Annotated in this window: 28 protein-coding genes and 2 pseudogenes; 23 read left to right on the forward strand and 7 right to left on the reverse strand. The window is 41.7% G+C overall.

Going from position 1 to position 24,138, the window contains the following annotated elements:
• Nucleotides 1-259, reverse strand: a 259-nt coding sequence (locus CK1_RS01840) for a plasmid mobilization protein (RefSeq protein ID WP_306288687.1), incomplete at its 3' end; no start/stop codon positions are given.
• 397 nt (nt 260-656) lie between these two features.
• Here CK1_RS01840 and CK1_RS01845 point away from each other — a divergent pair.
• Nucleotides 657-1,016, forward strand: a complete 360-nt coding sequence (locus CK1_RS01845) for an MmcQ/YjbR family DNA-binding protein (protein ID WP_306288688.1) — start codon at nt 657-659, stop codon at nt 1,014-1,016.
• Between the two features lie 53 nt (nt 1,017-1,069).
• Here CK1_RS01845 and CK1_RS01850 read toward each other — a convergent pair whose 3' ends face one another.
• Together CK1_RS01850 and CK1_RS01855 are read right to left on the reverse strand one after the other, a co-directional pair.
• A complete protein-coding gene (locus tag CK1_RS01850) occupies nt 1,070-1,408 on the reverse strand; it encodes a type II toxin-antitoxin system RelE/ParE family toxin (protein WP_015524619.1) in 339 nt (112 codons plus the stop codon).
• A gap of 253 nt (nt 1,409-1,661) precedes the next feature.
• Entirely contained in the window at nt 1,662-1,883 is a 222-nt protein-coding gene (locus CK1_RS01855; RefSeq protein WP_161276825.1) for a helix-turn-helix domain-containing protein, read from the reverse strand.
• A 210-nt stretch (nt 1,884-2,093) separates the two neighbouring features.
• Between CK1_RS01855 and CK1_RS01860 the strand changes: the two genes are divergently transcribed.
• A complete protein-coding gene (locus CK1_RS01860) occupies nt 2,094-2,429 on the forward strand; it encodes a hypothetical protein (protein ID WP_005426510.1) in 336 nt (111 codons plus the stop codon).
• Nucleotides 2,430-2,492: 63 nt separating this feature from the next.
• Here CK1_RS01860 and CK1_RS01865 read toward each other — a convergent pair whose 3' ends face one another.
• Nucleotides 2,493-2,852 carry a helix-turn-helix domain-containing protein gene (locus tag CK1_RS01865; protein WP_015524620.1) on the reverse strand — a complete coding sequence of 120 codons (360 nt, stop codon included), beginning with the start codon at nt 2,850-2,852 and terminating at the stop codon, nt 2,493-2,495.
• A gap of 504 nt (nt 2,853-3,356) precedes the next feature.
• Between CK1_RS01865 and CK1_RS01870 the strand changes: the two genes are divergently transcribed.
• From CK1_RS01870 to CK1_RS01895, 9 genes are all read left to right on the forward strand, one after another.
• Nucleotides 3,357-3,881, forward strand: a complete 525-nt coding sequence (locus CK1_RS01870) for an RNA polymerase sigma factor (RefSeq protein ID WP_015524621.1) — start codon at nt 3,357-3,359, stop codon at nt 3,879-3,881.
• Complete coding sequence (locus CK1_RS01875) at nt 3,875-4,051, forward strand: helix-turn-helix domain-containing protein (protein WP_502685089.1); 177 nt, start codon at nt 3,875-3,877, stop codon at nt 4,049-4,051. Before CK1_RS01870 ends, CK1_RS01875 begins: the two co-directional genes overlap by 7 nt.
• Nucleotides 4,052-4,475: 424 nt before the next feature.
• Nucleotides 4,476-4,697: an excisionase gene (locus tag CK1_RS01880; RefSeq protein ID WP_021650362.1), complete on the forward strand. Its 222-nt coding sequence runs from the start codon at nt 4,476-4,478 to the stop codon at nt 4,695-4,697.
• Between the two features lie 68 nt (nt 4,698-4,765).
• Nucleotides 4,766-5,041: an integrase DNA-binding domain-containing protein gene (locus CK1_RS17815; protein WP_353611098.1), complete on the forward strand. Its 276-nt coding sequence runs from the start codon at nt 4,766-4,768 to the stop codon at nt 5,039-5,041.
• A complete protein-coding gene (locus tag CK1_RS17820) occupies nt 4,939-5,184 on the forward strand; it encodes a hypothetical protein (protein WP_353611271.1) in 246 nt (81 codons plus the stop codon). Before CK1_RS17815 ends, CK1_RS17820 begins: the two co-directional genes overlap by 103 nt.
• A gap of 11 nt (nt 5,185-5,195) precedes the next feature.
• Nucleotides 5,196-5,759, forward strand: a complete 564-nt coding sequence (locus tag CK1_RS17825) for a tyrosine-type recombinase/integrase (protein WP_353611099.1) — start codon at nt 5,196-5,198, stop codon at nt 5,757-5,759.
• Between the two features lie 65 nt (nt 5,760-5,824).
• Nucleotides 5,825-6,013, forward strand: coding sequence for a tyrosine-type recombinase/integrase (locus CK1_RS17830; protein ID WP_015524622.1), 189 nt, complete (start codon nt 5,825-5,827; stop codon nt 6,011-6,013).
• A gap of 215 nt (nt 6,014-6,228) precedes the next feature.
• On the forward strand, nt 6,229-6,699 hold the full coding sequence (locus CK1_RS01890) for a low molecular weight protein-tyrosine-phosphatase (protein WP_015524623.1): 471 nt from the start codon (nt 6,229-6,231) through the stop codon (nt 6,697-6,699).
• A 306-nt stretch (nt 6,700-7,005) separates the two neighbouring features.
• Nucleotides 7,006-7,938, forward strand: a complete 933-nt coding sequence (locus CK1_RS01895) for a DUF5688 family protein (RefSeq protein WP_015524624.1) — start codon at nt 7,006-7,008, stop codon at nt 7,936-7,938.
• Nucleotides 7,939-8,099: 161 nt separating this feature from the next.
• Here the strand turns inward: CK1_RS01895 and CK1_RS01900 are convergent, their stop codons facing one another.
• The 3 genes from CK1_RS01900 to CK1_RS01910 form a co-directional block, all read right to left on the reverse strand.
• Nucleotides 8,100-8,894 (reverse strand): ABC transporter ATP-binding protein, encoded by a 795-nt coding sequence (locus CK1_RS01900; protein WP_021977269.1) that lies wholly within the window; start codon nt 8,892-8,894, stop codon nt 8,100-8,102.
• A 2-nt stretch (nt 8,895-8,896) separates the two neighbouring features.
• Nucleotides 8,897-9,811 carry an ABC transporter permease gene (locus CK1_RS01905; RefSeq protein WP_015524626.1) on the reverse strand — a complete coding sequence of 305 codons (915 nt, stop codon included), beginning with the start codon at nt 9,809-9,811 and terminating at the stop codon, nt 8,897-8,899.
• An 89-nt stretch (nt 9,812-9,900) separates the two neighbouring features.
• Nucleotides 9,901-10,878: an ABC transporter substrate-binding protein gene (locus CK1_RS01910; protein WP_015524627.1), complete on the reverse strand. Its 978-nt coding sequence runs from the start codon at nt 10,876-10,878 to the stop codon at nt 9,901-9,903.
• A 226-nt stretch (nt 10,879-11,104) separates the two neighbouring features.
• On the opposite strand from CK1_RS01910, the pseudogene CK1_RS17835 reads away from it, so the two are divergent.
• The 12 genes and pseudogenes from CK1_RS17835 to CK1_RS01960 form a co-directional block, all read left to right on the forward strand.
• Nucleotides 11,105-11,556: pseudogene (locus tag CK1_RS17835) on the forward strand (N-acetylmuramoyl-L-alanine amidase family protein); the annotation flags it as partial.
• A gap of 150 nt (nt 11,557-11,706) precedes the next feature.
• Entirely contained in the window at nt 11,707-11,868 is a 162-nt protein-coding gene (locus CK1_RS17840; protein WP_353611208.1) for an SPOR domain-containing protein, read from the forward strand.
• Between the two features lie 144 nt (nt 11,869-12,012).
• Nucleotides 12,013-12,609 carry a YdcF family protein gene (locus CK1_RS01920; RefSeq protein WP_015524630.1) on the forward strand — a complete coding sequence of 199 codons (597 nt, stop codon included), beginning with the start codon at nt 12,013-12,015 and terminating at the stop codon, nt 12,607-12,609.
• Nucleotides 12,610-12,810: 201 nt separating this feature from the next.
• Nucleotides 12,811-14,535, forward strand: a complete 1,725-nt coding sequence (locus CK1_RS01925) for a hypothetical protein (RefSeq protein ID WP_015524631.1) — start codon at nt 12,811-12,813, stop codon at nt 14,533-14,535.
• Nucleotides 14,536-14,585: 50 nt separating this feature from the next.
• A complete protein-coding gene (locus tag CK1_RS01930) occupies nt 14,586-14,936 on the forward strand; it encodes a TIGR04086 family membrane protein (RefSeq protein ID WP_015524632.1) in 351 nt (116 codons plus the stop codon).
• A gap of 82 nt (nt 14,937-15,018) precedes the next feature.
• Entirely contained in the window at nt 15,019-15,159 is a 141-nt protein-coding gene (gene scfA / locus CK1_RS01935) for a six-cysteine ranthipeptide SCIFF (RefSeq protein WP_015524633.1), read from the forward strand.
• A gap of 149 nt (nt 15,160-15,308) precedes the next feature.
• Nucleotides 15,309-16,665: pseudogene (gene scfB / locus CK1_RS01940) on the forward strand (thioether cross-link-forming SCIFF peptide maturase).
• Between the two features lie 15 nt (nt 16,666-16,680).
• Nucleotides 16,681-19,107 (forward strand): protein translocase subunit SecDF, encoded by a 2,427-nt coding sequence (locus CK1_RS01945; RefSeq protein WP_015524636.1) that lies wholly within the window; start codon nt 16,681-16,683, stop codon nt 19,105-19,107.
• 166 nt (nt 19,108-19,273) lie between these two features.
• A complete protein-coding gene (locus tag CK1_RS18740; RefSeq protein ID WP_015524637.1) occupies nt 19,274-19,516 on the forward strand; it encodes a hypothetical protein in 243 nt (80 codons plus the stop codon).
• 38 nt (nt 19,517-19,554) lie between these two features.
• Nucleotides 19,555-20,991: a single-stranded-DNA-specific exonuclease RecJ gene (recJ, locus tag CK1_RS01950; RefSeq protein ID WP_502685117.1), complete on the forward strand. Its 1,437-nt coding sequence runs from the start codon at nt 19,555-19,557 to the stop codon at nt 20,989-20,991.
• Nucleotides 20,992-21,180: 189 nt separating this feature from the next.
• Nucleotides 21,181-21,717 carry an adenine phosphoribosyltransferase gene (locus tag CK1_RS01955; protein WP_306289055.1) on the forward strand — a complete coding sequence of 179 codons (537 nt, stop codon included), beginning with the start codon at nt 21,181-21,183 and terminating at the stop codon, nt 21,715-21,717.
• A gap of 177 nt (nt 21,718-21,894) precedes the next feature.
• Nucleotides 21,895-24,120, forward strand: coding sequence for a RelA/SpoT family protein (locus CK1_RS01960; RefSeq protein WP_353611209.1), 2,226 nt, complete (start codon nt 21,895-21,897; stop codon nt 24,118-24,120).
• Nucleotides 24,121-24,138 lie beyond the last annotated feature (18 nt).

A 24,138-nucleotide genomic window follows, 5' to 3' on the forward strand; every position in this document is an offset into this window, starting at 1 on the left:
GATCCTTTTGGTAAAATGTATTGGTACTGTTTATACGATGGGTGATCTGATTTAAATTGCTGCTGATATTGCCCAGCAGGGTATTCATTTTTCGAATATGAGAGTAGTCTACTTCATATACAAATCCATACAAAATCATTTTCCGTAAAAAGGCAGATTTGCTTTTCATTCTGGAAAGACGATATTTTTCTTCTAAAATGTATTGTTCGTCATCATTCAAATAAAATTGTACGGGATGAATTCTGGTACGTTTGCTCATTGAAATCCTCCAATTCGTTTTTTTCTATAAAAAGAGTACAAAAAACTGTCTAACCAGTTCGGTTATGACAGTTATATTACTTGACTGTATGATGTTTTGGATAGATGTGTCTACAGTTTATTTTAACAGGAGTAGGCGGAAGCGTCAAATTAAGAAATTATAAAATATGAGAGGGACAGGGATACTCCCTGATACATTTTTACAAAATAAACCGAAGGGGAATTTTGTAAAATGAGCCAGGTGTCATGACACTGGCAGTGCTTGCTTCTTTTGGGGTGTAGCCTGCAAAGCAGGCTATGCAAAAGCTATAAAACATAAATGGAACTGTGAGAAGTGCTTGAGAATATAATCCTGATAGCGTATAATCAGAGCAAGAAATCGTAAGTGAGGGATAAATTTGAAACGTGAGGAAATTTTTCAATATGTGAAAGAGCAATATGGAACTGAACCGGAATATTTATGGAAAAAAGATCCTGATTCTGCGGTGCTTCGACATAAAAATGGAAAATGGTATGCTATAATTATGGCAGTGGAAAAGAAAACACTGGGATTAGAAGAAGATGGAAACATTGATATCCTGAATGTAAAATGTGACCCTGATCTGGTTGGGATGTTAATTCAAACGTATGGATTTTTATCGGGGTATCATATGAACAAGCGGCACTGGATTACGATTCTTCTGGATGAATCTGTCAGTGAAGCTAAGACGCTAGATTTTCTGGATATGAGTTATGATTTAATTGACAGTGGGAAGTAATTAAAATTTAAAAGGAAGCCTTTCAGAAAAATCTCTGATCGGCTCCCAGGTATTCATTCTGGATATGTATAAGTTGATCTTTGCAACAGGATATTTTCCCAATCTCGTTCATGGCGCAACACTCGGAGAATATGAATCTCTTTTGTTTCTTCCATTATAATATAAAAAATAATAGATGGCGGAAAAGCTCTTTTATGTATGGAATATCCTCTGTACAGAATTTGAGTTCGGGGAAAGGCAGTACTGAACTGGCCTAAATTCTGCATTTGTTCTTTCAGATCAGATTGAAAACGGTCAGCACGTTGCTGGCCGAATTCTTCTTCAATATAATCTGCAATGTCTGTGACATCGTAAATTGCTTCCCAGGTTAAAATAATTTTATATTCTTGCATTTCTTCGTGCATCCCTTAATTCTGTGATTTTGCGAAAAGCATCTTCCAGTGGCAATTCACGACCAGCTTCCATATCATCAATTCCCCGGTCTAACATGCGGAGAAGATGATTGTTTTCCTGGTTTTTATCGGTTGTAGGGACTTTTTTGTTAATTCCATGAAATCACTCCAATCATACGGTTTATAAATAGTGTATGTTGTTCAGAAGTATCTATCCATAGTTTAGCATAGAATGGGCAGCAATACAATTGAATTATTTTGCAGGAGCGTCCGTCAGACCAAGAAGATATTCGCAGGAAACATTAAATACTTCGGCCAGTGCGACAACTTCGTAGTCGGGAACGAAACGTGTGCCTTGTTCAATTCGCAGGATTGCCAGATCATTAAAATCATATCCTGCAAGTTGTAATTTGGCAGCGAGTGTTTTCTGAGTAAGATTATGAGCCTTTCGTAATTCTTTTACCCGTTGTCCTATTCTGTTTTACTGTTCGTTTTTTATCCCAATAAATAATCATTCTGATCCTCAAAAGTTTCTAAAGATGAAGTATTATTATTGATTTTAAGGAAAAATATTGTTACTATACTTCTAAAGATGAAGTTTTGGAAAGTTTATTTGATTTTTGAAATAAGAAAATGATAATGCTGCCTGTAATGAGAAATAATTCTAGTGAGAGGTGGAAAGAAGATGAATGAATTTTATGAAGCAGTATCGAATTTATTTGAGGAATTGCGCTGTGACTCCGGAGAAAGAGAATATACAGTACAGCCGGAAGAATGGAAAGAAGCAGAGAAGAATTTGAAACAAATACAAAAGAAGCTGCCACTACATCTGGAAAAAATCCCAGAGCGTGAGCAGAATTTCTGGAATAAATATCTGGATCAGTTAGAACATTTCCATTATGAAGAGGAGCAGCGGGCTTATTACCAGGGAATGATGGATGTAGTTGAGTTTCTTATTAATATAGGGGCAATAAAGAAATCCACGAATGTTAAGAGAATGATAGAAAAATATGCACGTTAAGAGTGGCGGTATGGGAAACCATACCGCTTCTTCAGAATAATTCAGATAGAATTCAAATGAATTTCAGGGATCTTGTTTATCGTGGTCTGTAGGAATTTTGTATGTGCGCAGGTATGCTTCTACGATGGCAAGGATAGCGGTAATTTGCTCATCGTTGCATTTTGACAGGTACATGAGCAGGCGTTGATAATCAAGATTATCTGTATGATTGTTTGGATAAAACAATGGTTCAGGAGGAACATTTAAAGCGCGTACCAGTTTTCTGATTTTATGAAAACTGGGAACTCGGCCCCCATTTTCAATTTCCTTTAAATATCGGCTGGACATTTCTGCTTTTTCAGCTAATTCTTCATAAGTCAATTTTTGCTCGTGTCGGGCGTTCTTAAAAAACAATCCCAGTTCTTTATCTGTTTGTTTTGGCATATGATACACCTCCATGTTTAGTGTATAGTTCCCTTTCTTGAAAGAAAATGAACTAATATTTCACTAAAAAAGAGGGTGATATTTCACTTTTTAAAAGACATATAAAATTCTGAATTTCCGTAAAACAGATCCGGAGGTATAGGAAAGATTAAGAATTTTATTGTCTGGTATCATATCCGTCATTACGTGACGGATGAAATAGATAAATAGTTCAAAAAAGCAAATAAATTTCTTTACCTCAAAAAGTGAATTATATGCCACAAAAAATGATGGCAAAATATTATCTTTTGATATAAATAGCGTCCGATGGGCTAAAAACTACCCATTAGGACGTTTTTTATATACCTCAAAATACAGGAAAAACAATTTTCTCGTATTTATTAAGAAATTTTTTAAAAATTTCTTCCCACACCCCGACAAATGCACTCATTCGTTTGGGATATGTGTGAAGGGGAAGCAAGAACTTTGCTTATTGCCTACCGGCGGGGAAGGAGGTGAACTCTTATGGAGCAATCCTCTTTTCAAGATGAGCAGACAGTCAGACATCAGTTTGATTCTCTGTGCAAGCTGGCATTGAAAAGTGAAGTTATTAATTATGAAAAGCATATGGCATATCGCCAGAAGTATGAAGTGATGTTGTCAGAATTATCAGAAAAGGAGTTGAGCAGACTTTTTATAATGGATGAGCATGAAATGGAAACACATCGTTTTCAGGTCCTGGGTTACGACATAGAAGTCAAAGATGCATTGATTGCTGAAGCACTGCAGACACTTACTGAAAAGAAAAGGAATGTTGTGTTATTATCATATTTTATGGATATGAGTGATGCAGACATTGCCAGAGAAATGAATCTTGTACGCAGCACAATTAATGAGCATCGTAGACGATCACTGGAACTGATGAGAAAAAATATGGAGGAATCTGCAAATGAAAAAAGTAAAAACAGAAATGCGCATTTGATTTGCTGCCATTCCATGTTATTGAGGCAGCATCAACTGGTGATACTGAGGCAATCCAGGCAGTGTTGAAGCATTATGAAGGGTACATAACAGTTTTGGCTACCAGAAAAATGTTTGACGAATTTGGACAGGTGCATTACTGTGTAGATGAAACTCTGCGTCAACGCCTGGAAGCAAAACTGATTACTAAGACCTTGGGATTTGATACGAAATCATATGTAAGGAAAAGTAATCAGTAAAGGGAGTATTTAATATAGATTCCTTTTCCCCTTCAGGAATTTTTGTACCTTGAAAATTGTATATTGTTTTACATACAGGACGTGAAGATATGTAGAGCCACTAGGTAAATCCGCCATGATATATCTGCTCTGTTAATGGAGTAAATACGAGGAAATGCTGAAATATAACATTGAAGTAAAGGTATGGAGCGAGAAGAATTTGACAAAATGTGTAGCAGCTGCACAGGGCGACGAAGCATATCTGTGATAATGATACTTCCAGAAAAAATCTGGTCATATTTAATGACGGTGCAAAACCGATGTGGGCAGAGTACTGAACTGCCACCTGTATTGTAATTTTATCTGCCGATGACAGTGTATAAAATTGTAAATTGTCATGGGCAGATAAAAATGTTTTGTCCAAAGAGAAAAGGAGGAGAGAAGAGTGGCGATTAAAATTGAAAAAGGTAAGATTCCAATTTGGGAAAAATATATGCTTACGGTGGATGAAGCAGTGCAATATTTCGGAATAGGTGAAAAGAAAATAAGGATGCTTATTTCGGAACATCTAAATTCAGAATGTTGCTTTACAGTCCAGGTGGGGTGTAAGTCATTGATTAACCGTAAGAAATTTGAGGCCTTTCTGGATCAGACTACGTCTTTGTAAAAAATATACGAACAATTTAGCGCTTTAAAGTGGAAATGTTAGCCCTGGTATGATATAATACCTATATCGTGCTAGGGCTTCTTCGTAGAAAGGGGCGAAGACGTTTGGGTAAAACAAAACGTGACCAAAAACGACGAGATAAAAAAGGTCGAATTTTACGAAACGGAGAAAGTCAAAGAAAAGATGGAAGATATGCGTTTGTATATACAGATTGTTATGGAAAGCAGAAGTTTTTGTATAGTTGGAAATTAGAGCCAACAGATTCTCTGCCAACTGGATGCAGACCATGCTTAGCTCTAAGGGAAAAAGAAAAAATATCCAAAGAGATTTACATGATGGTATAGTACCTTACGGAGGAAATTTAACAGTTTTGGATTTGGTTCAAAAATATATTGGAACAAAAAAGGGGGTTCGTCATAATACTCAGGCGAACTATGATTTTGTGATCAATATAATAAAAAAGAAGAATTCGGAACCAGAAGAATAGATAAAATAAAATTGTCGGATGCAAAAGCATGGTTTATTAAGCTGCAAGCAGATGGAAGAGGATACAGTTCCATTCACAGTGTGCGTGGAATTGTAAGACCTGCATTTCAGATGGCAGTTGAAGATGATTTACTGCGCAAGAATCCTTTTGAATTTCAATTATGTACAGTTGTCGTAAATGACAGTGTTACAAGACAGGCAATTACAAAAGAACAGGAAGAGTTATTTCTGGAGTTTATCCGAAATGATGACCATTACTCAAAATACTATAATGGAATGTTTATTTTGTTTAAGACTGGACTTCGTATTTCTGAGTTTTGTGGATTGACAGTGAAAGATATTGATCTTCAGGAGAGAAAAATCAATGTGAATCATCAGCTTCAGAGAACCAGAGGAATGCAGTACGTCATTGAAGATACCAAAACTTCAAGTGGAACACGAATGTTGCCGATGACAGATGAAGTTTATGAATGTTTTGAACAGATTGTGAAAAATCGTAAAAAAGTAAGGGTTGAGCCGATTGTAGATGGATATAGTCGATTTTTATTCCTGGATAAAAAGATATGCCTGAGGTAGCACTCCATTGGGAAAAACATTTTCAGTGGGCGTTAGGAAAGTATAATCGTACTCATGAGGAACAAATGCCAAAGATCACACCTCATGTATGTAGGCATACATATTGTTCCAATATGGCGAAAGCTGGAATGAATCCGAAGGCACTCCAATATTTAATGGGACATTCTGATATAGGGGTTACGTTAAACGTATATACGCATCTGGGATTAATTGATGCAAAAGAAGAGATGAATAGGATTGCAAAACTGGCATAGTATGATAAAATAATAGAAAAAAGAATTAAAAATAATCTGATTATAAGGTTCTTAGAAAGCCTGTTTTCCAGGCTGGTTATTACTAAGAAGTTACTAAATTTGGATAAGAAAATATACGAATTTATGCTGTGATATACAGGAAAATGACAGGATTGAAGATTATCGGAAAATGCCTGTAAACAGCGTAAATACAGCATTTCAAGGAGTTTTAAGCAATGATAAGTGTGTTATTTGTCTGCCACGGCAATATCTGCAGATCAACCATGGCCGAGAGTGTTTTTACGCACAAAGTAAAAACGCTCGGCCTTTCAGATCAGTTTTTGATCGACAGTTTTGCAACAAGTACAGAGGAGATTGGGAATCCGCCTCACAGAGGAACAGTGAACAAGCTGAGAGAAGTGGGAATACCACTGGTTCCGCACAGAGCGAAGCAGATTACGTGGGCGGATTATGAAAAATCCGATTATATTATTGGTATGGATTCTGCTAATATGCGTAATCTTAACAGGATGCTGAAGAATGACCCGGAAGAGAAGCTTTATAAGTTTCTGACTTTTGCCGGATCAGGACGGGATATTGCGGATCCTTGGTATACAGGAAATTTTGATGAAACTTATGAAGATATACAGGAAGGTTGTGAGGGATTTCTGGATTATCTGGAGAAACATGGAGAAATCCATTACTGATATTTCGGAATGAGACACAAATCTGAAACAATACAAAAGGTATGACAGCAAAAGGCAGCGGAAGTTGCTTTTTCTGTCGATGAAAACTTCTTTACAAATCTGAAAACTTCTATTATACTTGTCCATACAGCAAGCAACTCAGATTCAGCAGAGAAATCTGCTCTCTGCAATTCTACAGTGGAAGTTCTTTCCACAGAAATATCTAATCATGTTATCAGATCAGAATCATTTTGTGCGTCGTTGTGAGAGCGCACAGGATTTTGTCAGGACATTCGTCCGCTTTGTTTCACAGAAAGGAAATTAAATATGGAAAAAAGTTATGAAACTTTTGTCACGGACCTGAGAAAGCTCCTTCTTGCGGCTATGGATCTGAAGGAAGAAGAAATTTATTTTTCAAACGATGGAGAAAAATATGGCTGTTTGGGAGATAGGCTATTTGTAGAGAGTGGTCATATGGAAAAGGCAAAAACAGTCTGCGGGTTGCATACAGAAGAGCTTTATAAAAGGTACTGTCAGGAACATTCTTTTGAAAATATCGTTCATGATTGTATTAGGGAGATAAAAAAAGTCAGTGAAAATTGTGTGCTATGTGATTTGGACGATCTGAAAGATTATGAGAAGGTAAAAAGCAGACTTTTTATTCGACTTCTGAATGCAGATAAAAACAGGACTATACTGAAGGAGTTGGTTCATCACAAAATCGGAGATATTGCTTTAGTGGTTTATTATCTTGCAGGAGAAAAAGAAGGATATGTTCTGAGTGCAAAGATCAAGAAAAGCTTTGTGGAGAAATGGGGAAAAGATGCGGATACTGTTTTCGAAGCTGCTTTAATAAATACATATTTTATCAGTCCACCAAGAATCTATCATTGGGAAAAAATGCTGTTTGATAAGACATATGAAGGAGATAATTTCATGGATATCCTTGGAACATACCATCCAAATAAAGGGATTGCCGGGAATTGCCTGAGTACAGAAAAGCGTACTAATGGAGCGGCAGCAATCTTTTTGCCCGGGGTAGCCAGACGTCTTTCTGAACTTCTGGGGTCAGACCTGTATCTGGTTTTTACCAGTGTTCATGAAGTAATGGTCCATAATGCGGATGTGGTTTATCCGGAAGATTTGAAAGAAGTTCTAAGTGATACGCTCGAGAAAGCAACTCCGGAAGAGGATTATCTGACATCTTCCATTTATCGATACAGCAGAAGGAGTGGTGAATTCTCTGTGGAATTGAAATGAGCTAAAGAGAGGTGACATATGGAAGTGCTTTGAGTTTATCGTTATTTGGCATTAGAACAGAAATTAAGGCCGGAATCCATCATAAAGAATGAAATTCCGGCCAGGTTCTTTCCATGTGTTATGCTGTTTGTCTAACTATTATAAGAGTTCTTTTTTGTGGTTTAGCTGAGAAGTGCGGAATCGTTGGAAAATTCTTCACCGCTGGCTTCTTCGAATTTGTCCAGGAGATCTTTGACTGTAAGCTTTTTCTTTTCTTCGCCCTGGATATCCAGAATGATCTTTCCCTCCCACATCATGATCAGACGATTGCCGTGAGTGATTGCATCACGCATGTTATGGGTGATCATCATGGTTGTCAGATGATCGCGGTTTACGATCATGTCTGTGATCTCGAGAACCTTGGCTGCAGTCTTCGGATCAAGAGCAGCAGTGTGCTCATCCAGAAGAAGAAGCTGAGGCTTCTTTAAAGTTGCCATCAGAAGTGTCAATGCCTGACGCTGGCCACCGGAGAGGAGTCCGACTTTGGAAGTGAGCCGGTCCTCAAGACCAAGACCGAGAATCTTCAGGAGTTCGTGGTATTCTTCCCGTTCCTGGCGGGTAATGCCCGGACGGAGAAGGCGGGATTTTCCGCGGCGTTTGGCAAGAGCGAGATTTTCTTCAATTCCCATAGTTGCAGCAGTTCCGGTCATAGGATCCTGGAATACACGGCCAAGATACGCGGCTCTTTTATATTCGGAAAGTTTTGTGACATCGGTTCCACCGATAATAATCTTTCCGGAATCTACAGGCCAGGCACCTGCAACTGCATTCAGCATAGTGGATTTTCCGGCGCCGTTTCCTCCGATGACTGTAACAAAATCACCTTCGTTCAGATGAAGATCCACGCCGTTTAAAGCAACCTTTTCATTGATAGTGCCCGGATTAAATGTTTTATGTATATCGATCAGTTTCAGCATGATCATTTACCTCCCTGTTTGGCTTTTGTAAAGTATTTGCCCTTCCAGTATGGGAAAGCAAGGAACAATGCGACGACGAGTGCGGAAAGCATTTTCAGAAGGTCTGTATCAATTCCCATCCAGATAACAATCTGAAGTACCAGATAATAAAGAATAGAACCAAATACAACGCTTAACAGCTTCAGTGCAAAGTTGCGGAAAATACGGCTGAAGATCGCTTCACCGATAATTACTGCAGCAAGACCGATAACGATGGAACCACGTCCCATGTTGATATCTGCAAATCCCTGGTACTGTGTGAGAAGAGCGCCGGAAAGAGCAACAAGTCCGTTGGAAAGCATCAGTCCCAGAACCTTATTGCGGTCTGTGTTGATACCCTGTGCACGGGACATGCTTGGATTACATCCGGTCGCACGCAGGGAACATCCGAGTTCAGTTCCGAAGAACCAGTAAAGGACTGCAATCAGAATGATGATCATAATTGCTACGATAAAAAGCGTATTCTGTGTTAGAGCAACACCCTTGACACGTCGAAGGGATACCAGAAGATTAAATTTATCAACATTGATCGCCTGGTTTGCTTTTCCCATGATCTTCAGGTTGACAGAGTAAAGGGAAAGCTGTGTCAGGATTCCGGCAAGGATAGCCGGGATGCCCATAAAGGTATGAAAAATACCGGTGGCAAGACCGGCCAGAAGTCCGGCTCCTGTTGCAACCAGCATGGACACCCATACATTGTGTCCGCTGAGCATCATCATGATACAAACAGCGCCGCCTGTACATAAAGTTCCGTCAACGGTAAGATCCGCAATATCAAGAATGCGGAATGTAATGTACACACCGATCGCCATGATTCCCCAGATAAGCCCCTGTGCGGCAGCTCCTGGAAGTGCGGTTATTAAACTCATAATCTGCATGTTAAATTATCCTCCTCTTTTTTATGCACGAACAGCGAGAAGGGGAACTCCCTTCTCGCTGTATCAGTGTATAATAGGTTTTTTACCGATTATTCAGCTGTTTTATCTGTTTCGATTGCTTCATATCCATCCGGAATTTTAATACCAAGCTCGTCACAGATGTCTTTGTTGTATTCTTTTGTGAATTTTGGTGCATATTCAATCGACATTTTGGAGATATCTTTACCATCCTGAAGGATGCTGACTGCCATTTCGCCGGTTTTGTATCCAAGATCATAGTAGCTGATGGAAAGTGTTGCAACACCACATGCCTGGCAGATACCTTCTTCACCAGCGATTACCGGGACCTTTGCCGGAAGACAGATGTTGTTGATGATCTCAGTATTGGATGCTACAGTATTATCTGTAGGTGCATAGATCACATCACTGTCATTGGCAGCTGTGGTAACAACGGATGAAAGATCGTTGGAATCAGAGAATGCATAATCTTCACAGGTATAACCAAGCTTCTCAAGAGCATCTTTTACTGTATCTACCTGATACTGGGAGTTTGGCTCTGCTGAGCAGTAGAGAAGTCCGACATTTTTTGCATCCGGGAAAAGCTCATGGAGCATATCGGCCTGCTCATCAAGAGGAGCAAGATCGGAAGTACCGGAAATGTTCCCGCCTACTGTTCCGTCAAAGTCATCGATTCCAAGAGCGACACCATATTCGGTAACGGCTGTTCCAAGGATCGGGATATCGGAAGTTCCGGCAGCTGCAGCCTGAAGAGATGCGGTTGCGTTTGCAAGGATCAGGTCTGCCCCTTCTGAAACAAAGCTGTTGATAATGGTAGAACAGGTATTAGAATCACCCTGTGCATTTTGCTCGTCAAATTTTACGGAATCACCCATCTTTTCGGTGATGGCATCCTCAAAACCCTTGGTTGCGGCATCCAGTGCGTCATGCTGGACAAGCTGGCAGATACCTATTGTGTAAGTCTTTTCTTCTTTGGCGCTTACTGTGGCAGCACAGGTTCCTGTTACAAGAGCTGCTGCGAGTACAGCTGTTAAAATACGCTTTTTCATATTGTTTTCCTCCTCACGATGTTGCTGCATTTTTGGATTATTTAAAAATACAACGCTGATTGTGTTAATATAACACTTTAACGCTTAAAAGTCAAGAAGAATTAACGTGAAAATATGTTGAGTAAACAGATCCGGAAAACAAAATAAAGCATGAAATGAAATGCAGGCACAGGAAAAAACATACAGTCATATCATATTGTGAATGAAATTCTCAAGGAGAAAAAACATGGCATATAAAATCGTTCTGGATGCCGGACATGGTGGAGAAGATCCGGGTGCTGTTTATAAAGATCGCAAGGAAAAGGATGACAATCTGAAACTGACCCTTGCAGTAGGAAAGATCCTGGAAGAGAATGGCGTGGATGTGGTTTATACCAGGACTACAGATATTTATCAGACTCCTTTTGAAAAAGCGAAAGCTGCAAATGAAGCTGGAGCAGATTTTTTATTTCTTTTCATCGCAACAGCAGTTCCAAGCCGGAACAATACAATGGAGTTGAAGTACTGATCTATGATAAGAAAGGCATTAAATATCAGATGGCACAGAATATCCTGGGAGCATTGGGAGAACTGGGGTTTCGGGAACTGGGCGTAAAAGAACGTCCGGGGCTGGTAGTGCTCCGGCGCACAAAAATGCCGGCACTTTTGATCGAGACCGGATTTATAAACTCGGAAAAGGATAATCAGCTTTTTGAAAAAAAATTCGAAGAGATTGCCAGAAGCATCGCAGATGCCATTCTGGGAACATTGAATGAGGAAACGGTGGAAGAGCCATTGTATTATCGGGTACAGACAGGAGCATTTCGAAATCGGGAAAATGCAGACAGGATGTTGTATCAGCTGACAGATCAGGGATTTCCGGCGTTTATCCTGAGAGAGAATGATCTTTACAAAGTTCAGGTAGGAGCATATATGCAGCTTGGAAATGCGGTCAATATGGAACAAAGGCTGAGGGACAGTGGATATAGCACAGTGATCGTTACAAAATAGAAAACAGATGATCTGTTAGTGCATCTGCCACGAAAGAGTGATATGATTAGGCAATACAGAAAGCTGGATAAGGGATACCTGTCAGATAAATATCTTTTGATCCGGGATTTAGCTGCAGATGGTAAAGAAAGGACATAGAAAATAATGTACGAAGAGTTTCTGAAACAGATAGAAGATTTCATGTTTATAGAAGATAAGCCGGAAAAAGCGGATGTGATCTTTGTTCCGGGAAACGGATATCCTCAAATGGCGGAAAAAGCAGCGGAGCTTTACAGGAATGGGTTTGCACCAAAGATCCTGCCCAGTGGAAGATACAGTATCACAGCAGGGAGATTTACAGGAGTTCTTGACAAGAAAGAATGTTATTGTGGGACATACAAAACGGAATGGGATTTTTTGAAAGATGTTCTGATGCAGAATGGTGTACCGGAAGAAGCAATTCTGAAAGAAGATCAGGCAACCTACACTTATGAGAACGCAATTTATTCCCGGCAGGTAACAGACAGAGAATACCTGGATATCAAAAAGGCGATTCTCTGCTGTAAAACCTGTCATGCAAGACGTGCGTTGATGTATTACAAGTTGCTTTATCCGGATACGGAATTCTTTGTGAGTTCGTGTTGTGTGGATTCTATAGATAAAAATACGTGGATTATGACAAATGATGGAATTGATGAGGTAATGGGGGAAATAACTAGAATAATTAAACAATTTTCATTGATGCTCAAAAAATTAATTTAGGGGTGTCGTAAAAAAAGAATTGTGTTATAATGCATTTGACGAAAAAAGAAATATCTGTTACGAAAGATTAACAAGATATTAATTTTTGGAGAAATATTGGTTCGAGCGCATGTTACATGCGTTCGATATTTTATATAACTGAATTTTTTGACAAAAGGCAAATATGAATCTTAGATTTTGAATATAGAGGTGCAGATTATTATGAAAAAGAACACAAAGATTACATTTAGCAGAAGCTTTTCAATACTGGCAGCAGCGGCATTGTCCATGACACTGATCGGAGGACAGACCTTTCCGGCATATGCGGAGAACTCTTCAGGTATAGAATCCGGTGCTGTGATCCCGGATAATATAACTATTGACAGCCCTACAGCTCTTGCTAACATTGCGCTCCCATCTAATGCGTATGGAACTCTTTCCTGGGCAGATAGTTCTTATGTTCCGGACAAACGTGTGCAATCCTGTGGGGTAGTGTTCAAACCTGCTGCAGGTGCTGACCTTTCAGGCCTTCCGGGGTGGGACAGTAATTCAGGAACACTTACAGGTTCCGTGACAGTTGTGGTCAGCAGCATTGACAGTACAGAGGAAAATTCCGGAAGTGAGGAAAGTTCCGATTCTTCTGATTCAGATTCAGGAGAATCCTATGGAACCGATGATAAAGAGGAAAATGGAACCGACGTCAATGAGAGTGATGCAGATACTTCTGTAAAAGAAACAGAGGACAGCACTGCAGAGAATGAGGAGAAGAACGAAGGTCTGCAGGATGACAGTGCCCAGGAAAATAAAGAAGATCTGGAGACAACAGGAAAAACGGAGCAGTCTTCTTCAGATTCTTCAGATACAACAGATGCAGCAGATGCCAGTGGAGAGGAAAAAAGGGATCCGGAGATAACAGAAGCTCCGGAGGTAACAGTTGCACCATCTGAGGATAATAAAACTCAGGATGGGGAAGAAGCAGAAGCTGTGGAAACTCCTGCTGTAACGATAACTCCGGCGGCAGAAGATGGTATGGATCCTGATGCAGCATCTGAGAATAGAGACGATGAGAATCATGAAAAAGATAACGATGCTGAAATTACCGCGATCCCGGAAATTACGGAGACTCCTGATACTGAAGAAAACAAGGATAATATTTTTGACAGGAAAGATGATACAGAGGATAAACGCCCTCAGAATGCAGCTACCGATCTGACAGAAACAGAAAAAGAGGAAATTGCGTCTCAAAATCATACCTGTGATGGAATAACTGTATCAGGAATCGATCTTCCGTGGTATGTACAGTTTCGTGTTTCTGGTGGTGAGGACTATCAGTTTACCAATGAAGAAGATGCAACAATCTTTAAATCCTATGAGTTTGAACTCTGGGATACACAGAATAATACAGAGTATAAAATTCCGGATGGGGAGTATATCAGTGTGACTGTACCTGTAAAGGCAGGCTATACATATTCGATTGAACACCTTCTTGATAATGGCGCAATGGAGACCATCATTCCAAGCATGGATGGTGCCACAATGACTTTCAGTACACATTCATTCAGCCCATTTGGCATCGCTGGAAGTAAATCTCTGGTAGGGCCAGATGCTGAAAGCAATACCGGTGCAACGGTTACACCTGCAGCTGATGCTTCATCTTCGGATACTGCATCTTCAGGTACTGCAGATTCTGCAGAAACAGACAGTACAGACACCAATACGGCAGAGACATCTCAGAATCTGACTTCAGATAGCACAGATCAGGAACAGTCTTCTTCTCAGAACACTGATACGGCGGAGAATGAGGCTGAAGAACAGTCTTCTGCAACAACATCCAAAAAACAGGTAAATACCGGAGATAACACTCAGATCCTTCCGTTTGTGATCTTGTTTGTGGCAGCGGCAGTTGTAGCTGGTGTAGCAGTGTTTTTTAAGAAAAGAAAGAAGTAATGAATAAGAGAAAAAGCTCTCCCATATAATGACTGTGGGAGGGCTTTTTTATGAAGGGAAAAGCAATATTACGATCATTGCTGCTAGCCTATGGAGTGACAGGACTTTTTCTTCTGACACTGGCGTTTCTGCTCTTTCAGTTTGAATTTGGAGGAGGGACGGCGGCGGTGGGGATCATTATTATTTATGTAGTATCCTGCCTGGTCGGAGGTTTTATGGCGGGAAAGATCATACGGAAAGACCGATATATATGGGGAATCGTTACCGGGCTTTCCTATTATGTTCTGCTGCTTCTGGTATCTTTTCTGGCACAGGGGAAATGGGATATGACCTTTGCCCATGCGTTGACTACTTTTTTCATGTGTCTTGGTGGCGGAGCCATTGGTGGGATGCTGTCGTAAAAGCTTACAAAAAAATGCTTTGAAAATCGATGATTTTATGCTATACTAGGCGAAGAATAGAATACATAAAGGAGGATATATCATGGAACATATCAAGACATTAAATACAAAGAACCTTCAGAACACGGTTAAGAAGGGTGGATGTGGCGAATGTCAGACATCCTGTCAGTCTGCTTGCAAGACTTCCTGTACAGTAGGAAACCAGAGCTGCGAGCATAAATAAGAAGCAGCCGTTGAATGAGTGGAAAGCAGCGGGAGATCCGCTGCTTCACTTGTTTTATCTGAAAGTAACAGGTATCCAGCAAAACGCGCCGGAGGGCGCGTTTTGTCGGGTTATAAAAGAATTTTAGAAAGGATTGCGGGAAGATGAGTCTGATTCACCGTTATCAAAGTAATGGATATAATATTGTGCTGGATATCAACAGCGGCTGTATCCACCTAGTAGATGAAGTAACCTATGAGGTGCTGCCGTATCTTGAAGAAGGCATGGAAGCGGCTGCCATTGCTGAGAAGCTTAGCGACCGTTTTAAGAAAGAGGATGTGGAAACCTCTGTAACTGAATGTAAGAAGCTTCAGGAACAGGGAATGCTTTTTACAAAAGATATTTATGAGAATATCATTGATGAATTTACCAAAAACCGCCAGACCGTTGTAAAGGCTCTTTGCCTTCATATTGCTCATGACTGTAATCTGGCATGCAGATATTGTTTTGCAGAAGAAGGAGAGTATCACGGAAGACGTGCGCTGATGTCTTTTGAGGTAGGAAAAAAGCGTTGGATTTCCTGATCGCTAATTCCGGCTCCAGAAAGAATCTGGAAGTGGATTTCTTTGGCGGCGAGCCTCTTATGAACTGGCAGGTTGTAAAGGATCTTGTGAAATATGGAAGAGAACAGGAGAAACTTCATAACAAAAATTCCGCTTCACACTGACAACCAACGGCGTTCTTTTAAATGATGAGGTGATGGAATTCTGCAATAAGGAAATGGGAAATGTTGTCTTAAGCGTGGACGGTAGAAAAGAAGTTCATGACTACATGCGCCCGTTCCGTAAGGGTGCAGGAAGCTATGATCTGATCATGCCGAAATTTGAGAAATTTGCGGAATCCAGAAATCAGGACAAGTATTATGTAAGAGGAACCTTTACTCATCATAATCTTGATTTCTCTCAGGATGTTCTGCATCTGGCAGATCTTGGCTTCAAGCAGATTTCTGTTGAGCCGGTCGTGGCAGCAGATACAGAAGAGTATGCGATCCGTGAGGAGGATATCCCACAGATCCTGGAACAGTATGATATTCTTGCAAAAGAAATGATCAAAAGAGAAAAAGAGGGAAAAGGATTCAACTTCTTCCACTTTATGATAGACCTTACCGGTGGTCCGTGTGTATACAAACGACTTTCCGGATGCGGCTCAGGAACCGAGTACCTGGCTGTTACTCCGTGGGGAGATTTTTATCCATGTCACCAGTTTGTGGGTGAGGAACAGTACCTTATGGGTAATGTAGACGAGGGAATCACAAAGCCTGAAATCGTAAAAGACTTTGGAAGATGTAACGTCTATACGAAACCGGACTGTAAAGACTGTTTTGCCAGGTTCTACTGCAGCGGCGGCTGTGCGGCAAATGGTTACCATTTCGGCGGAGATATCCGGGGGAATTATAAGATCGGATGCGAACTCCAGAGGAAGCGTGTGGAGTGCGCTATCATGATAAAAGCCGCTTTGGCGGAATAAGAGAGGAAAAAGAAAATGAAGAAAAGTAGAGGAATTGCAGTGCTGCTTCTGACAGCAATTGTCACAGTATTCTTCTGCTATGTGGCTGCGGTAGGCATTGGTCCTACAGGAACAGGTTCGGCTAAGAATATCAACACCGGACTTGATCTTGCCGGCGGTGTCAGCATCACATACCAGGCTAAGGACAGCAATCCGAGCAAGGAAGACATGTCCGATACTGTTTACAAGATGCAGCAGCGTGTTTCTCAGTACAGTACTGAGGCACAGGCATATCAGGAAGGTTCCAACCGTATCACCATTGAGATTCCAGGAGTATCAGATGCAAATGCGATCCTGGAAGAACTTGGAAAGCCAGGTTCTTTGTATTTTATCGATCAGACAGATGCAGACGGAAACCAGAATTTTACAACAGGAAACAGTGAGAGCGGATATGTTCTTGCAAGAAGTATTGAGGATATCCAGAAAGCCGGATCTGTTGTACTGGAAGGTACAGACGTTGCAGACGCTGAGGGAGGTGCTTATCAGGATTCATCCACAAGCTCCCAGAAATATGCAGTCAGTCTGACTCTTACAAAGAATGGAAAAACCAAATTTGCGGAAGCTACCAAGGCAAATGTTGGAAAGCAGATCGCAATCGTATATGACGATCAGGTTTTAAGCGCTCCGAATGTAAATGAGGAGATTTCCGGCGGAAAAGCTCAGATCACCGGAATGGCAAGTACAGAAGAGGCACAGAATCTTGCTTCTTACATAAGAATCGGTTCCTTAAGTCTTGAGCTTACCGAGCTTCGTTCCAGCGTAGTTGCTGCACAGCTTGGTGAAGAAGCCATTGCAACAAGTGTAAAAGCCGGAGCAATCGGTCTTGTGATCGTTATGCTGATCATGATCATCGCATACCGTATCCCAGGTCTGGTTGCATCTGTTGCACTGGTTCTTTATACAACCTTAATGCTGATCACACTGAATGCCTTTGATATCACCCTTACGCTTCCGGGTATTGCAGGTATCATCTTGGGCATTGGTATGGCAGTGGATGCCAATGTTATCATCTACGCCAGAATCCGTGAGGAGATCGCGGCAGGCCTTTCTGTCCATGCAGCGATCAAAAGTGGATTCGGCAAAGCGTTTTCCGCTATTTTTGATGGAAACATCACAACACTGATCGCGGCTTGTGTGCTGATGTGGCTTGGCTCCGGTTCTGTTAAGGGGTTTGCCTACACGCTGGCAATGGGTATCGTGATCTCCATGTTTACAGCACTGGTTATATCCAGGCTTGTTATTAATGCGGTATACGCAATTGGTGTTCGTGACCCGAAATTCTATGGCATTGCCAAGGAACGTAAGGTTGTAGATTTCGTTGGAAAGAGAAAAATCTTCTTTGCTGTTTCCATTATCCTGATCCTTTGCGGACCTGTAGGAATGCTGGTCCACAGTAATGTGATCGGTGACAAAGCCATGAATTACAGTCTGGAGTTTTCCGGCGGTACTTCTACCAATGTAACCTTCAATAAAGAGATGGATATCAAGGAGATCGATTCCGAGGTAACACCGGTTGTTGAGGCAGTGACAGGTGATAAGAATGTACAGCCGACCAAGGTGCAGGGAACCAATCAGGTAGTGATCAAAACACGTTCTCTGGATCTTAAGGAACGAGAAGCACTGAATAAGGCATTGGAGGAAAATTTTGATGTAGATACAAGTCTGATCACATCGGAGAATATTTCCGCTACTGTCAGCAATGAGATGAGAAGAGACGCTATCGTAGCGGTTATCGTAGCTGCGATCTTCATGCTTCTTTACATCTGGTTCCGTTTTAAGGATATCCGTTTTGCAAGCAGTGCAGTACTTGCACTTCTTCATGATGTCCTGGTTGTACTTGCGTTTTATGTTATTTCCAGAACATCTGTGGGAAATACATTTATTGCGTGTATGCTGACGATCGTAGGTTATTCCATCAATGCTACTATTGTCATCTTCGACCGTATCCGTGAGAATATGAGAGGCAGAAAGAAAGTTGAGGATGAGAAACTGAAAGAGATCGTAAATACCAGTGTTACAGAAACTCTGACACGAAGCATTTACACATCCCTGACAACATTTGTAATGGTTGCAATTCTTTATGTAATGGGTGTTTCCTCAATTAAAGAATTTGCAGCACCGCTGATGGTAGGTATCATTGGTGGAGCATATTCTTCTGTATGCATCACTGGTGCTCTGTGGTACACCATGAAAACATTCAGAAAAAATCGTGTTGCAGCACCAGCAGCTGCAGCAGCTTCCGCAAAGATTTCTTCCGAGAAATCTGAGAAAAAGGTAAAACAGCCATCCGGACAGCAGACAGCTCAGCAGCAGCCGAAGAAGAAAAACCGTAAAAGAGTTGCCGAGCGCCTTGCAGCGCAGGAGGCAACAAAGCAGCAGAATGATGAGGAGAAATCTGAATAAAATTGCTGAATAACAGAAACGTTCCGTACCGGGAAAGAATATTTCCTGGCGGAACGTTTTTTTGTGTGGCATAAAAAACTTGCAGCTATGCAGGAGTATGAGTTACAATACGGTTATTGTGTTGCTTTGAAGAAAGAAAGCGGCAAAGCATCAAGGAGGAAACAACATGGAACGATGGGTTGTTGCTGCAAAACGGGCGGATTTTGCGGCAATTGGAAAAGAGTTCGGAATTGATCCGGTGATCGCCAGACTGATCCGAAACCGGGATGTACAGGACAGGGATGAAATTCGCAGATATCTTTATGGAAAGGTGGACGAACTGGCTTCTCCGCATTTGATGAAAGATGTGGATAAGGCAGTGGAGATCCTGCGGAATAAAATAAAGGAAAAAAACGCATCCGTATTATAGGCGATTATGACATTGATGGGGTAGTATCGACCTTCATTCTGATCAAAGGACTGAAGCGTGCAGGAGCTTTGGCAGATACATATATTCCGGACCGTGTGGCGGACGGATATGGAATCCATGAGCACCTGATCGAAAGAGCAGTGAATGATGGGATTGACGTAATTGTTACCTGTGATAATGGAATTGCGGCGTACAATGAAATCACTATGGCTAAAGAGAAGGGAATGACGGTGATAATAACCGATCATCATGAAATTCCCTATAAAGAAACGGAAGATGGAAGAGAACTGATCCTTCCGCCGGCTGATGCCATTGTAAATCCAAAACAGCCGGACTGTAATTATCCGGAGAAAAGATTGTGCGGAGCAGTTGTTACGTTGAAGCTGGTGACAGCTCTCTATGAGGCATGCGGGATTCCGGAAAAAGAGCTGGAAGATTTTCTGGAATTAGGAGCCATTGCCACGGTGGGAGACGTGATGGATCTTCAGGGTGAAAACCGCATCCTTGTAAAGGAAGGCCTGAAACGACTTTCCCACACTTCTAACAAGGGTCTCCGTGAACTGATCCGTGCCAATGGCCTGGAGGATGGGCCGATCACTGCCTATCATGTAGGGTTTGTGCTGGGACCATGTATCAATGCCAGTGGAAGACTGGATACCGCTGCACGTTCCCTGAAACTGCTCTGTGCGGAGACGGAAGATGAAGCAGCAAAACTTGCCGGTGATCTGACTGCACTGAATCAAAGCAGAAAAGCTCTCACAGAAGAGGGAAAGGAAGCAGCGATCCGTATTGTGGAAGAGACAGAAATTGGACAGGACAGGGTTCTTGTGATCTATTTACCGGACTGTCACGAAAGCCTGGCCGGAATTATTGCGGGACGTATCCGGGAAAAGTACAATAAACCGGTCTTTGTTCTGACAAAAGGTGAAACAAAGGTGAAAGGCAGCGGACGTTCCATAGAAAGCTATTCCATGTTTGAGGAACTGGTAAAATGCGGAGATCTAATGGAACAGTATGGCGGTCATCCTATGGCGGCAGGATTATCCATTAAAGAAGAAAATGTGGAAGAGTTCCGCAGACGGTTAAACGAAAACTGTACTCTGACAGAAAAGGATCTGGCTCCAAAGATCCTGATCGATGTGCCAATGCCGGTTTCCTATATAAATAAGGAACTTGTGGAAGAGATATCCCTGCTGGAGCCTTTTGGAAAGGGAAATACCAAACCGATTTTTGCACAGAAGGGACTTCGGGTTTTAAGCAGCCGTATTCTTGGCAAAAATAGGAATGTGGCAAAGCTTCAGCTATCAGACAGTACCGGCTGTGTAGTGGAAGCAGTATATTTTGGAGAAGCAGATGAATTTGTTGATAGAATAAAAAAATGTGGAAGTATTGCGGTCACATATTATCCTGAGATCAACCGTTATCAGGGAAGAGAGACCTTACAGATCGTAATCCGAAATTATATTACAGAATAACAGGAGAAGGTATCACTAAAATGCAGATCCTGACAGCGAGTAATTGACTGTAAAACAGGAAAGGAAGCTCTGTACTGGGCAATATGCAGTCCAGGACCTGTCGTAATTCCACGAGTTCTGTCGGGTTGCACATTGATTCCCTACAGAAAAAGTGCTATACTATCTAACATCTGATTGACAAATTAAACCATTGGAGGTTATTATGAAAAAATAGAAGAATATGTAAGAAGTATCCCGGACTTTCCAGAGCCAGGGATTATTTTCCGTGACGTTACCAGCGTCCTTCAGGATGCGGATGGATTACAGCTTGCCATTGATTCTATGCAGGATTGTCTGGAGGGTGAGGAGTTCGATGTGATCACAGGTCTTGAATCCAGAGGCTTTATCTTTGGTATGCCGATCGCATATAATCTTCACAAACCCTTTGTTCTGGTCCGCAAAGCAGGAAAACTTCCATGTGAGACCGTTTCCAGAACCTATGATCTGGAGTATGGAAGTGCAACTATCGAGATGCATAAGGATTCCATCAAGCCGGGACAGAAGGTTGTTATTGTGGATGACCTGATCGCTACGGGCGGAAGCGTGGAAGCAGCCATCAAGCTTGTGGAGGAGCTTGGCGGCGAGGTTGTCAAGGTGGTTTTCCTTATGGAGCTTGCAGGTCTGAAGGGACGTGAGCGTCTCAAAGGTTATAATGTGGCATCTGTGATCTGTTACGACGGAAAATGATTTTTTGTCGGTGGAAGGGGATGTGAACTGTTGTAGTCATACGGCAGTATGAAATTGTGCACAGGCAGGTGGGATTTAATGGCAGAGACAAAAAATACGGAAAAACAAAACATTGAGATACAGAAGGAAGAAGAAAAAAGAGAGTCTGTCCGGAAGGCAGATGCGGCGGTGAAATCCATGCATGATTTTACAAGCCCTGAGGTTCTTTATCAGGAGCTGATAAAAAGTGTGAAGAAATATCATCCGTCTACAGATATTTCCATGATTGAAAAGGCCTATAAAGTGGCCAGTGAGGCACATAAGGATCAGAAACGTAAATCCGGTGAACCTTATATCATTCATCCTCTCTGTGTTGCAATCATCCTTGCGGATCTTGAGCTGGATAAGGAGACCATAGTGGCAGGTCTTCTTCATGATGCGGTAGAAGATACTTGGATGACGTATGAAGAAGTAGAAAAGGAATTTGGTTCTGAAGTAGCGCTTCTGGTAGATGGTGTTACCAAGCTGGGACAGCTGTCCTATTCCAAGGACAAGGTAGAGGTTCAGGCTGAGAATTTAAGAAAGATGTTCCTTGCAATGGCTAAGGATATCCGCGTCATCCTGATCAAGCTTGCGGACCGTCTTCATAATATGCGTACCCTGCAATATATGAGACCAGAGAAACAGCAGGAGAAAGCAAGAGAAACCATGGATATCTATGCTCCCATCGCGATGCGGCTTGGTATTTCCAAGATCAAGGTGGAACTGGATGATCTTTCTCTTAAGTATCTGAAGCCGGATGTTTACTATGATCTGGTAGAAAAGGTTGCTCTTCGCAAAAGTGCCCGTGAGGAATTTGTTAATTCTATCGTGAAACAGGTAAAGCAGCATATGGAGGATGCCAATATCAGGGCACAGGTGGATGGCCGTGTGAAGCATTTCTTCAGCATCTATAAGAAGATGGTCAATCAGGATAAAACCATTGATCAGATTTATGACCTGTTTGCTGTACGTATCATTGTAGATACTGTGAAGGACTGTTATGCAGCTCTTGGTGTTATCCATGAGATGTACAAGCCGATCCCCGGCAGATTCAAAGATTATATCGCAATGCCGAAAGCCAATATGTATCAGTCTCTGCATACAACACTGATCGGTCCTAACGGACAGCCTTTCGAAATCCAGATCCGTACATTTGAAATGCATAAAACCGCAGAATACGGTATTGCGGCTCATTGGAAATATAAGGAAACTTCCGACGGTAAGAAACCTGGAAAGAGTGAGGAAGAGAAGCTGAACTGGCTGCGCCAGATCCTGGAGTGGCAGCGTGACATGTCCGATAACCGGGAGTTCATGAGCCTTCTGAAAAATGATCTGGATCTTTTTGCAGACAGTGTTTACTGTTTCACTCCCCAGGGAGATGTAAAAACACTCCCAAATGGTTCTACGCCTATTGATTTTGCATACAGCGTGCACAGTGCAGTAGGAAACAAGATGGTAGGTGCCAGGGTCAATGGCAAACTTGTTCCTATTGAATATAAGATCAAAAACGGTGATCGTATTGAGATCATAACATCCCAGAATTCTCAGGGCCCCAGCCGTGACTGGCTGAAGATCGTAAAGAGCACACAGGCTAAGAATAAGATCAACCAGTGGTTTAAGAAAGAACTGAAGGAAGATAATATCCTGAAGGGTAAGGACATGCTGAATCAGTATGCCAAGACCAAGGGCTTTAAACCAGGCATATATACCAAGCCACAGTATATGGAATCGGTAATGCATAAATATGGTTTCCGAGACTGGGATTCTGTATTGGCAGCGATCGGACATGGCGGCCTGAAAGAAGGTCAGGTGTTTAACAAGCTGGTAGAAGCCTATGAGAGGGAGCATAAGAAGAATCTTACAGATGAACAGGTCCTGGAGGCAGCTTCTGAATCACAGGAGAAGCTTCACATTGCCAAGAGTAAGAGTGGCATTGTAGTAAAAGGCATTCATGATGTGGCAGTTCGTTTTTCCAAATGCTGTAGTCCGATCCCGGGAGATGAGATCGTAGGCTTTGTAACAAGAGGAAGAGGGATCACCATTCATCGTACAGACTGTGTGAATGTGCTCAACATGCCTGAGATTGACCGGAAACGTCTCATTGAAGCAGAGTGGCAGATGCCGGACAGAGCGGATTCCGAGAAATACGAAGCGGAGATCCAGGTTTATGCAAATAACCGTACCGGACTTCTGGTGGATATTTCCAAGATCTTTACAGAGAGGAAGATCGATCTTCGTTCCATTAACAGCCGTACCAACAAGCAGGAACGCGCCACGATTTCCATGTCCTTTAATGTATGCAGCAAACAGGAACTGAATTCTCTGATCGAAAAGATCCGTCAGGTTGAAAGTGTTCTTGATGTAGAGCGAACAACGGGCTGACCCGATAAACGGAGGAAT

The sequence above is a fragment of the Ruminococcus sp. SR1/5 genome, assembly GCF_000209835.1.
In the GTDB taxonomy this organism is placed as follows: Bacteria; Bacillota; Clostridia; order Lachnospirales; family Lachnospiraceae; genus Blautia_A; species Blautia_A fusiformis.